Source organism: Salipiger sp. PrR003 (assembly GCF_010500785.1).
Lineage (GTDB): Bacteria > Pseudomonadota > Alphaproteobacteria > Rhodobacterales > Rhodobacteraceae > Salipiger > Salipiger pacificus_A.
Genome location: NZ_JAAGOV010000046.1, coordinates 58564 through 71584, shown reverse-complemented (window position 1 = coordinate 71584; position 13021 = coordinate 58564). Strand labels below are relative to the sequence as shown.

Sequence of the window (13021 nt, the reverse complement as noted above, 5' to 3'; positions counted from 1 at the left end):
ACATCACGGCCCGTCGATCCGCTTCGTGATACTGGCGCGCACGAGGTCGGCTATGCTGCGCAGGCCCATTTTCTTCATGACCCGTGCCCGGTGAACCTTCACCGTCTTCTCGGCAAGGCCGAGGTCATGTGCGATTTGCTTGTTCAAATTGCCTTCCACCACGGCCGCAAGCACCTCGGCCTCGCGGGGCGTCAGGTTCCGAAGGCGCTCCTCGTATCGTGCAGCATCGCGCGTGATGGCCAGCGACTCTTCCACCCGCGCCTCGGCGGCCACGAGCGTCGCCAAGAGCTTTTGCGAGTGAACCGGCTTGGTGAGAAAGTCGAAAGCCCCCTCCTTCATCGCCTTGACCCCCATGCCGATGTCGCCGCGGCCCGTAAGGAACACGACCGGGCAGTTCGGCGCGATCGCCGCGATCTTTTGCTGCAGGTCAAAGCCGTTCAGCTTCGGAAGGTACATGTCGAGGATTGCGCACCCTGGCAGAGCAGGATCGAAGTTGCCCAGGAAGGTCTCGGCATCTGAATGCATGCGGGCATCGAACCCCGCGCTCGACACCAGCCGTTTCAGGGCGCGACGTACGCGGTCGTCGTCGTCCACGATGTGAACGTGGAACACTCCTGACAATTCCCCACTCATTGCGCTGGAAGGGCAAGCTCGACACGTGCCCCCTCGCTGGTGCTGCTAGCAAAGCGCAGCGTGCCGCCATGTCTCTCCGCGATGCTCTGGCTGATCGAAAGACCGAGCCCCATGCCCTGTGCCTTGGAGGTCGCGAAGGGCTTGAAGGGACTGTCGCGCAACCCCTCCGGCAACCCGGGGCCGGTGTCGGACACCGACAGCACACGCCGGTCGCCGTCGCCAAGTCCGGTGACGATCGTCAGCCTGCGCGTGTCTTCATCCGCCATCGCATCCGCTGCGTTGATCACGAGATTGAGCAGCACCTGCTGCAATTGCCGGACATCCGCGTTCACGGTGAGCGGGTCGCGGGAGAGCCGCAGCTGCACGGCCACCCCGCGCGCCAGCATCTCGCTCGAGACGAGGCGCATGGTCGATCGTACCATCTCGTTCAGGTCGGCCATCTCGGCCCCCCCGCCGCCATTGCACATGAGCCGCCGCAGGTTGGTGATGATGTCCGCCGCGCGCCTGTCGTCCTCGGCAATGTCGCGCAGCACCTCGCCGACTTCGACGATGTCGGGCGGATCCTGCGCAAGCATCGCTGACCCCGCCTCGGCATTCGCGAGGATCGACGTCAGCGGCTGGTTCAACTCGTGGGCAATGGCGCCCGACAGTTCCCCGAGCTGCGCTATGCGCGACAGTCTCGCCATCTCCATCCGCTGCCGGCCAAGTTCCTCGGGGGCCCGTCGACGGCGGCGATTCAAGACGACCAACGCGGCAATCGTGCTCGACTGGAGGGGGATGATGACAATGGCCGTGGCGATCTGCACCCGGTACCGCTCCCAGGGACCAGGGGCGTAAAAGAGCAACTGGCTGTCCGCCGGGCGCCTTTCGGCATCGAGGCCGTAGCGCTTGAGCTGTCGCGAATCGAGCACGGACGTCACCGGCACGGTCACGCTTGGCTCCACCTTGGACTAATGATTGAGAACCTTCAAAGCCTGCTGAGCCATCACGGCGCCCGTAGCCTCGAAGGAGGAAAAGCTGCCGCCGACGACGCCTCGGCCGATGTTGGAACTGTAGACGCCATAGCTCGGGGCGCCCGAGACCTCGGCAATCGTCGCGACGACATCGGCCGGCACGAAGCGGCGCCCGTCGGCATCCTCGAAGATCGTAAGAATGATCAGGATATCCGATGCGTCGAGCCCCGCCGCCCGGTCCCGGAACTCCTGCAGGGAAAGACCGGAGACGAATAGGACCTCCATGTCGCGGACATCCGACATCATGTCTTCCGCGATAGACTTCCACCGCTCATCGAACACTGCCGATCCAGTGAAGATAACGGCCCGTTTCGCTTCCGGCTGCAGGTGCCGCGCCAGGTCAAAAGTGCCGCGCATGTCGAAGGACGAAAGCACTCCATAGAACCCGGCGACACCTGAATACTGCGATTGGGTCGCGGCCTGAACGCCACCATAGATCACCGGCGCCTCCGAGCCGGTCCTCGTTTGGAACTCGATTGCCACGGGCAGCGCTTCTGGTCCGACCGTCACGATGGCGTCGAGGGTTTGATCGGTGTATTTCGTGACGAGGGCGTCGACGAAACGGTGTTCTGCGGCAGCGCCGGGAAATCTCTGCGCATCGCGATACTCGCCATATATCTCGTATCTCGCCCACAGGCTGACAATTTACCTGTCCCAGGACCCGCCGGCGCTCAATCTCCTGCTTCGCGTCGGCTGAAATGACTCGGCGGCAATGAAGCTGGCAATCGGGGCGACGATGCCGCGCTGCGACGGTCAATTGACGGTGAGCCAGGATATGCGAACGGCTGCGGCCACCCGCGGCAGGCTGCCGCGCGCATCGGAGGTCGCAGGGGCCTCCCCTTCCCGAGGGAAGGGAGGCGGTTCCGGGTCAGAGGCCGGCCATCACCGTGTCGACCGCGCGGGAGAGGCGATCAATCATTTCGTCAAGCTCGGCCTCGGTGGCGATGAAGGGCGGCGCCAGAAGCACGTGGTCGCCATGCCGGCCGTCGCGGGTACCGGGCATCGGGTAGCAGATCAGCCCTTCGGCAAAGGCAGCCTTCTTCAGCTTTCCGGCAATGCCCAGCTTGGGATCGAAAGGTTCTTTCGTGCTGCGGTCGGCCACGAATTCCAGCCCGCGGAACAGGCCGCGTCCACGAATATCGCCGATATGAGCATGCTGCCCGAACCGTGCCTCCAGGGCGGATTGCAGGTAGGCGCCGCGCGCCTGCACCTGCGCCGGAAGATCGTTCTCGAGCATCTCCTGCACCACCGCGAGACCGGCCGCCGCGGCGACCGGGTGGCCGAGGTAGGTGTGCCCATGCTGGAAAAACCCGGTGCCATTGGCGATCGTCTCGTAGATCTGCTTCGAGCAGAGCATCGCGCCGATCGGCTGGTAGCCTGCGCCGAGACCCTTGGCGATGCAGAGGATATCGGGAGCAATGCCCTCCGCATCGCAGGCAAAGAGATGCCCGGTCCGCCCCATGCCGCACATGACTTCGTCGAGGATCAAGAGCACACCATAGGTGTCGCAGATCTCGCGCACGCGGCGGAAGTAGCCCGGCACCGAGGGAACCGCCCCCAGCGTTGCGCCGACCACCGGCTCGGCGATGAAGGCCATCACGCTGTCGGTCCCGAGGCGCAGGATCTCGGCCTCGAGCTCGTCGGCAACACGCAGCCCATAGGCCTCGAGGCTCTCGCCCTCGGGACGTTCGGCATAGTCGTAGCAGGGCGCGATATGGCTCATCTCGACCAGCAGCGGGGCGAACTGCTGCCGACGCCAGGCGTTGCCGCCCGCCGAAAGCGCGCCGATGGTGTTGCCGTGGTAACTCTGACGGCGGGCAATCAGATGCCGACGCTGCGGCTCGCCGCGCTCGACATGGTATTGCCGGGCGAGCTTGATCGCGCTTTCCACCGCCTCGGAACCACCCGAGACGAAATAGACCCGATCAAGGTCGCCCGGCGCATTGGCGATCAGCAGATCGGCCAGCGCTTCGGCGGGTTCGGACGTCAGGAAGCCGGTGTGCGCGAAAGCGAGTTTCTCGACCTGGGCCTTGATCGCGTCCCGCACGCGCTGGTTGGAATGGCCCAGACAGGAGACCGCAGCGCCGCCCGAGCCATCGAAATAGCGTTTGCCCTCGGCGTCGATCAGGTAGCAGCCCTCGCCGCCCACGGCGGTGGGCAGGTCGGAATGGCAGTGGCGGGGAAATACATGGCTCATGAAAGCTGCCTTTCGAGCAGGGAGCGGAGCGCGGCGACCAAGGCCGCATTGTCGGGATGTGGGCGATTGCAGTGGTCGGTGAGGCTGTTCTCGAAGCCGACGCGCAAGGCACCGCCCTGCTTTGCCGCCTCGAGAAGACAGGCGTGCTCCTGCGGGCCGAAAGCGCAGACCATCCAGTCCCGGGCTTCTGGCATCGCATCCCGGAACGGATGGAGGTTTCCGGGGAACGACACCTGTCCGGCGGCATAGCGGCCCAACACGAAGAGCACTGCTTCTTGGCCCGTGCGCACGATGCCCCGCGCCTGCCAATCCCGAAGCAGCGCAATGTCCTCGGTATCGTAGAGGATGTGCTGCACCTCGGTGCCCTGCTCTTCGCAAAGGCCATAGACACGCGGCGCGAGCTCCGGCTCGCGCGCGATCTCGCGCACCGAGATGGAGGCCCAGCCGGGCCTGACCTGGGACAGGCACTGAAGCTGCGCGGGCACATCGAAGATCCCTGCCGCCTCTGTCGTGATCTGCACACGCAGGTCAGGCACACGGTCCGAGATTGCCGCCAAGGTTTCGGCATACCGGCCAGCGTCGAGCGAATGCAGGCCGTCGTCGTCGCGCACATGCAGGTGCAGCGCATCTGCACCCGCGGCGCGGCAGGACGCCGCCGTTGCGACAATCTGCTCGGTGGTGACCGGCAGGGCAGGATGATCCGCCCTGCCCCGCCGCGCGCCGTTGGGTGCGACCATGATGTAGGGGCGTGTCATGCCTCAGGCCTTCATCCGGTTGCCTTCGGGATCGAAGAGCGAGCCTTCAACCACGGTGGCATCAAAGAGGATTTCTGCGGCATCGATATGGACCCGGGTGCCATCGGCGACAGCATGGTGCGCATGTCCCAGCGCGACCGGTGTGCTGACGCGGAAGCCAAAAGCGCAGGACGACGTGTGCCCGGCAATCTTGCGCAAGGGCGCGGCGTGGGAGGGAAAAGGGTCGGCCATGGTTTCTTTCCGCAGGAGGAACGGCCCGAGAGTCGTTTGCGTCTGGTTTGCGTCCCCCAACACTTGCCAACAAAACGAAAACGGTCAATGGCTATAGAAAATAACGTTTGTACCACTCAAGCCTGAGATTTACAGCCATGGACCCGACGCTCAAAAACCGGACGATCGCCGCACTGCGAGCGCAGATCCCGGTCCTGCCGCGAGGCCTCCGAACGGGCGCAAAATATGTCATCGATCATCCCTCGGACTTCGGCCTCGACTCGATCCGCGAGACCGCGAAGAAGGCCGGTGTCAGCACCTACACGCTCGTACGCCTTGCAGAGCGGCTTGGGTTCGGCGGCTATGATAGGATGCGGGAACCGTTCCGCCAGGCCTTGGTGTCCGCCGCGGTTGTGGCCGAACGCCCCGCCTGGGTTGACGGTTTACGGGACGGGGGCGCACTGGGAGCCGTCCAGGCCGAGGCCGCGATGAACGAGATGGCCATCGTGCAGCGCAGCCTCGAGCGGCAGAACCTTGATCAGATGTCGCGCGTCGTCGACATGCTCATGGAGGCGCCGAGCGTCTATCTCACGGCGGTGCGCGCCAGCTACTCGCTGGCGTATTTTCTTCACTACGTCGGCCGGATGGCCCTGCCCTCGCTACAGCTCATCCCGCGCCACATGAACAGCGCCATCGACGAATTGCACACTGCCGAGGCCGGTGATGTGATGATCGCCATCACCTTCACCCCGTATTCGCGCGAGACCATCGAAGCTTGTGCCTTTGCTCAGAGCAAGGGCATGAAACTCATCATGATTTCCGACAGCGAGATCGTCTCACCGGAATTCAGCGCTGACGAGACACTTTTGGTTTCGGTCCTGTCGACCTATCATTTCGGCTGCTACGCGGGTGCCATGGCGCTGATCGAAACGCTGATCGCGATGCTGGTGGCCCGCGGAGGAGACGAGGCCCAGGCCCGGATCTCCTCTTACGAAGAGTTGCGCAACAAGAGCCAAGTGTATTGGTCCGCAACGAAAAAACGCTAGTTTCGCAGTGTTCCAATCAGAGTATGCGTGCTGAATCCGTTATTTCTTATGCTTGCACCAAAAAATGGGCGCCAGACCTGAGAAGGCCGGGCGCAGCCCCTGTATCGCGGCATCGAGCGCGCGCGAGCGAACCGGATCGAAGTCCTTAGCGACGTGGTGCAAGGCCGGAGCGCGCCGCGAAGGATCTGAACGCACGGGACATATTCGCGCCTGTGTTGGATCGGGTCGCGGCGGTTGTGGCGCGACCATGTCGCGGGTTGCCGTAGGCGTTTCCAGATTTTGATATATCAGGTGAAATATTTATTTCAAAGCTTGCATCCGATTTCTTGCATGTTGATCCCTGGAATCCCGCATCTTCGTATCGGGAAGCAGGCGTGCTCCTCCAGCGAGATCACCAGCATTATACGGCGCTTTTCGGCGTCGGGTGCCTGCTGGGAAAACTCCGCACGCACTTCCATCTTGATGTATCACGCGGAATATCTATACCTGAGCCCACGGATCGGATCGTCAGTAAATCCCCCCTCACCTCCCGGCTGAGTCACCATGTCCCTTCTTTCGGTATTGAAGCTCACCACACAGGTCCGCACGCCGCAGGGCTGGCGCACCGAGCTGGCTGGCGCGCCCGCCGGAATCGAGAGTGACGCCGCCATCGCCGCGCTCGACCTCGACGACCACGCATTTGCAAAGACCGGAGCCGGACATGCCTGACATGGACCTCCTCCTTCGCGCCACGATCGTCACGCCCGCGGCAACGCTGGAAAACGGCTGGATCGCGGTCTCCGGCGGGCGCATCGCCGCGGTCGGACAGGGCCCGGACGCTCCCGCCGCCGCACGGACCATCGACCACGGCAACGCGCTGATCCTGCCCGGGGTGGTCGACGGCCAGACCCATGCCACCAGCGCCAAGGGCATGGCCGGCATCGCCGAGACCACCCGCGGCGCGCTGGCCGGCGGGGTGACCACGCTTGTGGACATGCCCTACGACAACCCGCTGCCGCTCGACCGCCCCGAACGGCTGGCCGAGACCCGCGCCGCCGGGCGCGACGGGCTGAAATGGTCCCCCTTCCACGGCGACAGCTTCAGCCTGCGCGTCGCCGCCACCTACCTGCGCGGCGCCCCGGTCTGGGACGGCGCGGAAATCCTCAACACCCCCGGCAGCGGCCGCTACGTGGCGCGTGGCGCCACCGGCTGGTTCGCCGATCAAGGACACGACCAATGACCCTGCTCACCTCTGACGCCAAGGGCGTCTACGTCATCTCCGTCACCCCCTTCACCGATCAGGGCGAGATCGATTGGGACAGCCTCGACCGGGTGACCGATTTCTACTTCGACAAGGGCGCCGACGGGCTCACCATCCTTGGCATGATGGGCGAGGCGCCGAAGCTCACCCAGGCCGAGAGCCGCGCCGTGGCCGAGCGGGTGATCAAGCGCGCCGCCGGCAAGCCGGTGGTGGTCGGCGTCTCGGCCCCCGGGCTTGCCGCCATCGGCGAGCTGGGCAAGGCGGTCATGGACATGGGCGCCGCCGGCTGCATGGTGACCACCCCCGGCAGCCTGAAGACCGACCCGCAGATCCACGGCTATTTCGCGCAAGCGGCCCGCACGCTCGGGGACGGGGTGCCTCTCGTGCTGCAGGACTTCCCGCTGGCGACCGGCGTGCAGATCTCCGACGAGGTGCTGGGCCGGATCATCGACGACGTCCCTCAGGTGGTCATGCTCAAGCACGAGGACTGGCCGGGCCTTGCCAAGATCAGCAAGCTGCGCCGCGCCGAGGCCGAGGGCCGGCGCCGGATCTCGATCCTCTGCGGCAATGGCGGGGTCTTCCTGCCCGAGGAAATGGCGCGCGGTGCCGATGGCGCGATGACCGGTTTCGGATTTCCCGAGATGCTGGCAGAGGTTGTGCAACGCGCCGCGGCGGGAGATATGGACCGGGCGCAGGACGTCTTCGACGCCTACCTGCCGCTGGTGCGCTACGAACAGCAGCCGGGCGCCGGGCTGGCGGTGCGCAAATACGTGCTGGCAAAACGCGGGGCGATCGGCTCGGCGGCGCTGCGCGCCCCGGGCGCGGGGCTTGCCCCCGAGGCCATCGCCGAGGTCGAGCGTCTGCTGGCCCGGCAAGAAAAACGACTGAAGGAGCTGAACTGATGGATCTGGGACTGAAGGGCAAGACGGCGCTGGTGCTCGGCGCGAGCCGCGGGCTTGGCGCGGCAAGCGCCACGCTTCTGGCCGCCGAGGGCGCGCATGTGATCGCCGCCTCGCGCAGCGGCGAGGCCCCGGCCGAGGGCATGGAAGGGCTGGCGCTCGATCTCGCCGATGCCGCCAGCGTTGAGGCGCTGATCGCCCGGCTCGCCGAGCAGCCGGTCGACATACTGGTGAACAACTGCGGCGGCCCCGCCGCCGGGCCCGCCAAGGGCCAGAGCAGCGCCGCCTGGCAGGCCGCCTTCGAGGCCATGGCCGCGCCGATCTTCGCCATCACCGACGCCGCCCTGCCCGGCATGATCGCCAAGGGCTGGGGCCGCGTGGTCACCATCGGCTCCTCGGGCATCGTCCAGCCCATTCCGAACCTCGCACTGTCGAACGGCGTGCGCGGCGCGGTGGCGGGCTGGTCCAAGACCCTCGCCGAGGAGGTCGCGCCGCATGGCGTGACGGTGAACATGGTGCTGCCGGGCCGCATCGCGACCGACCGGCTGGCGCAGCTCGACGGGATCAAGGCCGACAAGTCCGGCGCCTCGCTCGAGGCGGTGCAGGAGGCCAGCCGCAAGACCATCCCCGCCGGCCGCTACGGCGCACCGGAGGAGTTCGGTGCCATGGTTACCTTCCTCTGCTCGCAGCAGGCGGGCTATGTCACCGGCTCGATGATCCGCGTCGATGGCGGGATGATCCGGGGGCTCTGATGACGAGGCTGACAGCGCCGGACCGGCGCGGCTCCGACCGTGGCGTGCTTGACTAGGGCCGGGCCCCGAACGGACAATGCGACGCGCCCGTCCGGGCGAAGCTGCGCGACAATGGCCGGCACATCGAGCCCGAGTAGCTGGCCATTGTCACCCGCCCGGCGCTGAGCAAACACGCCGACCTCGAGGCGGATCTGGAAGGCTGGGCATGGCTCAACTACGGGTGCACGCCGGAGCTGCTGGACGAGGCACTGCAGCGCATGGCGGGGGCCGTGCGGGACCACAGGGAGCAGGCATGACGAAACTGCACAAACCCGCGGCCGAGCGCGGCAAGGCGCCCTCGCTGACCGATCAGGCCTACGCCCGGCTGCGCGAAGAAATCATCACCTGCGCGCTGCGCCCGGGCACCGACATCGGCGAGCAGGACCTGGCGGCGCGGCTGTCGATGAGCAAGACGCCGGTGCGCGAGGCGCTGGCCCGGCTCACCCTCGAGGGGCTGGTCGAGGCCTTTCCGCGGCGCGGCTACCGGGTGACGCCGGTCACCGTGAAGGACATCACCGACATCTTCACCGTGCGCAAGGCGCTGGAGGCGGTGGCGGCCGAGCTCGCCGCGCTGCGCATGAGCGACGCGGAGCTCGACGAGCTCGAGGCGCTGTCGCATCAGACCTACGGGCAGGACAAGGGCCTGCCGGTGCTCGAGTTCGTTGCCGCCAACAACCGCTTCCACGCCGCCATCGCGCTTGGCGCCCGGGTGCCCCGGCTGCACGCGCTGATCACCGGCTATCTCGAGGAATGCACCCGGCTCTTCCACATGGGCGCGACGATCCGCGACGTCACCCCCGAGACCGAGGAAGACCACAGCCGCATCGTCGCCGCCCTGCGCGCCCGCGACGGCGCGGCGGCGCGCGAGGCGATCAGCCTGCACACCGAGAACACCCGCCGCGGCCTGCTGAGCGCGCTCATCGCGGACGAAAACTCGCCGCTCGAACTCTGAGCGTCCGGCGCGCCGGAAGACGGCGAATCCGTCTCTCGGGGTCGCGCGCCCTGATTACCCCTGGCCGCGGGCGAACATCACCACCCGCGACACCAGCCGCTGCCGCGTCTCGCCATTCTGGTTCAGGGTCAGCGTCTCGAAGGTCACCATCGCCCGCCCGGGGCGCGACCGCGACGGCTTGATTTCGGTCACCGTGCTTTGCGTATGCAGGATGTCGTCGGCCCGCGTCGGCTTCGGCCAGCTCACCTCCACCCCGGCACCGACCAGCCCGTCGGCCACGGGAACGGAGGCCACAAAGAGCTTCATCGTCAGCGCCGCCGTGTGCCAGCCGCTGGCGGCGAGCCCGCCGAAGAGGCTGCTTTCGGCGGCGGTCTCGTCGAGATGGAAGGGCTGCGGGTCGTACTGCGCGGCGAAAGCCTTGATCTGATCGGCGTCGAGCGCGTGCTCGCCGCTGACGAACCGGTCGCCCACGGCGATATCCTCGAGATGAAGGTTGCGGGGCGCGGCAACGCCGCTGGCTGGAGTCGGTGTGGTCTGCGTCATCTGCTCGGTCACGTCCTGGGTCTGTCCGCCTGCGCGCCCGGCAACTCCGGGCACCTGCGCATATGACGGATAGGCCCTGCCGAGGTCCAGCCCGCAGCGCGCTTCGCGCGGCGGGCGCGCAGCAGGGTCAGTGCTTGCGGACGATGCGCTTCTCGGCCCAGGGCGGCGCGATCTTCATCTCCGGGGTGATGGGGAGGTTGACGTAATATTCCATGTCGCCGTAGCGGCGGTCGTAGGTGCCCCACTCGCAGACGTATTCGACGCGATACCCAGCCATTTTCAGGAGTCCGTTGACCATTTTCATTCTCCTCTCGACCTGCCTCACCGGATATCGGTTGGTCCCGGTGGCGTGAGATCACCATAGCCCGGCACGCGCGGCGCGCGGAGACCCGCGGCGGGATGGCCCAGGGTGGCGGATGGGTGCGGCGCTCCCCAAACGGATAGGCCCCCTTCCCCGGCAGGCCAACTCCCGCCACCCGAAATCTTTCCGGTGGCTGGCACGCGGCGGCTGAGCGACACTGCCGCCATTCAACCCAATCCATTTTACGGGAGATTCAGCATGGGACTTTTCAGCTTCCTCAAGGGCAAGGGCAAGAAGCTCGGCACGGAGGCGACACCGGCCAAGGCCGAGCTCGAGGCCGAACTCGACACCCTCGGGCTCGACAAAAGCGGCGTCGAGATCGAGGTCGAGCCGGAGAGCTCCAAGGTGAAGATCAAGGGCCAGCCCAAGGACCAGGAGACCCGCGAGAAGATGATCCTCGCCGTCGGCAACATCGAGGGCGTGGCCGAGGTCGAGGATGAGGCCGACGGCCCCGCCCCGGTGTTCCACGAGGTCAAGGAGGGCGAAAACCTGTGGAAGATCGCCGAGGCGACGCTGGGCGACGGCGCGCGCTACAGCGAGATCTTCGAGGCCAACAAGCCGATGCTCAGCGACCCGGACAAGATCTACCCCGGTCAGGTGCTGCGCATCCCCGCCTGATCGCCCCTCGAGCGGCCGGGCCAGTCGCGTGCCGGGAGCCGCCGTGCTGGCGCGATTTTCAGCACGCGGCTGCCCATCCGCCGGGCAGAGCCCGCCCCGGCGCGCCCCGTGCCCGGGGCGCGCCACAACGCCAGCTTGCCTTTTCGGCCGACCGCGGTGACAGTACCTTGGTCAGGAATGGCGGAGTGGTCATGGCACGCGAAATCGAACGAAAGTTCTTGGTCGCATCCGAAGGCTGGCGCTCTGCAGTTGTTTCGCGGGTCGACCTGCGCGACGGGATCATCGCCTTCCGCGACGGGCGCAAGGTTCGCCTGCGGTTCTACGGCGACAACCATGCCACCCTCGCCGTCAAGGGTCCGCGCACCGGCATGTCGCGCGACGAGTTCGAATATCCCATCCCGCTCGAGGACGGCCGGGCGCTGCTGACGCTGCATTGCGATGGCCCGCCGATCTGCAAGACCCGCCACCACGTCCAGCACGAGGGGCAGCCTTGGACCGTGGACGAGTACCACGGCGCGCTCGAAGGCACGCTGATTGCCGAGATCGAGCTGCCCTCCGAAGAGACGGATTTCGCCCGCCCCGCGTGGCTTGGGGCCGAGGTCACCTACGACCGGCGCTACCGCCAGTCGGCGCTGCTGCAGCGACATCGGATGGTTCTGGCGGACAGCGCCTGAGGTGGAAACCTTTGCAGAACGCCGGCTTATATGCTTCCCTGACAGGGCGAACAGGCGAGTCGCGCTTGATTATTGTAGAATTTTTAACCTCTCCCGCGGCTCGCGGATAATTTGTGACCCCGGCCCGGCATCTCGATCGCCGTACCGGAACAGACCAGACCCTATTTTGTCGTGTTTTTTGATCGTGAGGAATTATGAAGTACCTTTTAGTCAGTACAGCCGCGCTGGCGCTCCTGGCAGCCTGCAGCGACGGCAAGACCAGCGCCCGCAGCAGCCACTCCAGCGCAGTCACCCCGCTCACCGATTTCACCATCCCCGAAGACGGCACCTACCGCGCCAGCGGCATGGCCGTCTCCTCGGGGTACACCACCGATGCTTCGGGCAAGGTGCTTTCCTTCGGCACACCCGAGACCGAGACCGATATCACCGCGGACATGACCTACGAGGATGGCCTTCTGACCGCCGTGACGCTGACCACCAGCAAGGGCACTGTCACCCTCTCCACCGCCGATGGCGACAGTTTCGACGTCAGCACCGTGCTCAACGGCATCCTTGCGACAAGTGCTGATGGCGATGTCATGCTGGTGGCCGCGGACCCCACGAAGGGCGGCTACAGCTACCAGACCTTCGGCGCCTGGCAGTCCGGGCTCAACGGCACCTCGCGCGTGGCGGGAGCCGGGTCGCTGGGCGTGCGCACCTCGGAAAGCCAGATGCCGACCACCGGCACCGCCAGCTATTACGGCGACAGCCTCGGCCAGGTGGTGACTGGCGACAAGGTGGAAATGACCACCTCCTACATCGCCGTCGACACCGACTTCGATATGGTCGAGATCTACAGCAGCGACACGGTCACCGCCGACCCGACCACCGGGGCGATCACCGGCGACCGCTCCGACCTCGACTTCTACACCGCCGGCAGCGTCAGCGGCACCGGCTTCGCGGCGGACATCGACACCGGCGTGCTGACCGGCTCGGTCGACGGGCAGTTCTACGGCGACAATGCGCAGGAGGTGGGCGGCACCTTCTCGGGCAGCACCGCCGACAGCACCTACTTCGGCGGCTTCGGCGCGGTCGACAGCAGCCGCTGAC

17 protein-coding genes are annotated in these 13021 nt (G+C 66.3%); 9 read left to right on the top strand and 8 right to left on the bottom strand.

Annotated features, from left to right (window positions below; all coding sequences use genetic code 11):
- Positions 1 to 3: 3 nt before the first annotated feature.
- From G0D83_RS17240 to G0D83_RS17215, 6 genes are all read right to left on the bottom strand, one after another.
- Positions 4 to 612: a response regulator gene (locus G0D83_RS17240; protein WP_203595615.1), complete on the bottom strand. Its 609-nt coding sequence runs from the start codon at positions 610 to 612 to the stop codon at positions 4 to 6.
- 17 nt (positions 613 to 629) lie between these two features.
- Positions 630 to 1544: an ATP-binding protein gene (locus G0D83_RS17235; RefSeq protein WP_164196013.1), complete on the bottom strand. Its 915-nt coding sequence runs from the start codon at positions 1542 to 1544 to the stop codon at positions 630 to 632.
- Positions 1545 to 1583: 39 nt separating this feature from the next.
- Positions 1584 to 2087, bottom strand: a complete 504-nt coding sequence (locus tag G0D83_RS17230; RefSeq protein WP_164196012.1) for a hypothetical protein — start codon at positions 2085 to 2087, stop codon at positions 1584 to 1586.
- A gap of 427 nt (positions 2088 to 2514) precedes the next feature.
- Entirely contained in the window at positions 2515 to 3843 is a 1329-nt protein-coding gene (locus tag G0D83_RS17225) for an aspartate aminotransferase family protein (protein ID WP_164196010.1), read from the bottom strand.
- Positions 3840 to 4598, bottom strand: coding sequence for a 3-keto-5-aminohexanoate cleavage protein (locus tag G0D83_RS17220; protein ID WP_164196007.1), 759 nt, complete (start codon positions 4596 to 4598; stop codon positions 3840 to 3842). Before G0D83_RS17220 ends, G0D83_RS17225 begins: the two co-directional genes overlap by 4 nt.
- Before the next feature lie 3 nt (positions 4599 to 4601).
- A complete protein-coding gene (locus G0D83_RS17215) occupies positions 4602 to 4829 on the bottom strand; it encodes a glycine cleavage T C-terminal barrel domain-containing protein (protein ID WP_164196005.1) in 228 nt (75 codons plus the stop codon).
- Between the two features lie 137 nt (positions 4830 to 4966).
- On the opposite strand from G0D83_RS17215, the gene G0D83_RS17210 reads away from it, so the two are divergent.
- The 6 genes from G0D83_RS17210 to G0D83_RS17185 all read left to right on the top strand — a co-directional run bounded on the left by G0D83_RS17210 (position 4967) and on the right by G0D83_RS17185 (position 9736).
- A complete protein-coding gene (locus G0D83_RS17210) occupies positions 4967 to 5854 on the top strand; it encodes a MurR/RpiR family transcriptional regulator (RefSeq protein WP_164196003.1) in 888 nt (295 codons plus the stop codon).
- 543 nt (positions 5855 to 6397) lie between these two features.
- Positions 6398 to 6562, top strand: a complete 165-nt coding sequence (locus tag G0D83_RS17205; protein ID WP_164196001.1) for a hypothetical protein — start codon at positions 6398 to 6400, stop codon at positions 6560 to 6562.
- Between the two features lies 1 nt (position 6563).
- On the top strand, positions 6564 to 7073 hold the full coding sequence (locus G0D83_RS17200; protein ID WP_164196000.1) for a hypothetical protein: 510 nt from the start codon (positions 6564 to 6566) through the stop codon (positions 7071 to 7073).
- Complete coding sequence (locus G0D83_RS17195; protein ID WP_164195998.1) at positions 7070 to 7996, top strand: dihydrodipicolinate synthase family protein; 927 nt, start codon at positions 7070 to 7072, stop codon at positions 7994 to 7996. Before G0D83_RS17200 ends, G0D83_RS17195 begins: the two co-directional genes overlap by 4 nt.
- Entirely contained in the window at positions 7996 to 8745 is a 750-nt protein-coding gene (locus G0D83_RS17190; RefSeq protein WP_164195996.1) for an SDR family oxidoreductase, read from the top strand. Before G0D83_RS17195 ends, G0D83_RS17190 begins: the two co-directional genes overlap by 1 nt.
- A gap of 292 nt (positions 8746 to 9037) precedes the next feature.
- Entirely contained in the window at positions 9038 to 9736 is a 699-nt protein-coding gene (locus tag G0D83_RS17185) for a GntR family transcriptional regulator (RefSeq protein WP_164195994.1), read from the top strand.
- 54 nt (positions 9737 to 9790) lie between these two features.
- On the opposite strand, the gene G0D83_RS17180 is transcribed toward G0D83_RS17185, so the two are convergent.
- A complete protein-coding gene (locus tag G0D83_RS17180; RefSeq protein WP_164195992.1) occupies positions 9791 to 10279 on the bottom strand; it encodes a MaoC family dehydratase in 489 nt (162 codons plus the stop codon).
- Between the two features lie 127 nt (positions 10280 to 10406).
- Positions 10407 to 10577 carry a hypothetical protein gene (locus G0D83_RS17175; RefSeq protein WP_159099745.1) on the bottom strand — a complete coding sequence of 57 codons (171 nt, stop codon included), beginning with the start codon at positions 10575 to 10577 and terminating at the stop codon, positions 10407 to 10409.
- Positions 10578 to 10838: 261 nt separating this feature from the next.
- On the opposite strand from G0D83_RS17175, the gene lysM reads away from it, so the two are divergent.
- The 3 genes from lysM (at position 10839) to G0D83_RS17160 (ending at position 13020) form a co-directional block, all read left to right on the top strand.
- Positions 10839 to 11258: a peptidoglycan-binding protein LysM gene (gene lysM / locus G0D83_RS17170; protein WP_164195990.1), complete on the top strand. Its 420-nt coding sequence runs from the start codon at positions 10839 to 10841 to the stop codon at positions 11256 to 11258.
- Between the two features lie 191 nt (positions 11259 to 11449).
- Entirely contained in the window at positions 11450 to 11932 is a 483-nt protein-coding gene (locus G0D83_RS17165; protein ID WP_164195988.1) for a CYTH domain-containing protein, read from the top strand.
- Between the two features lie 194 nt (positions 11933 to 12126).
- Positions 12127 to 13020, top strand: a complete 894-nt coding sequence (locus tag G0D83_RS17160) for a transferrin-binding protein-like solute binding protein (protein WP_164195985.1) — start codon at positions 12127 to 12129, stop codon at positions 13018 to 13020.
- Position 13021: the final 1 nt, after the last annotated feature.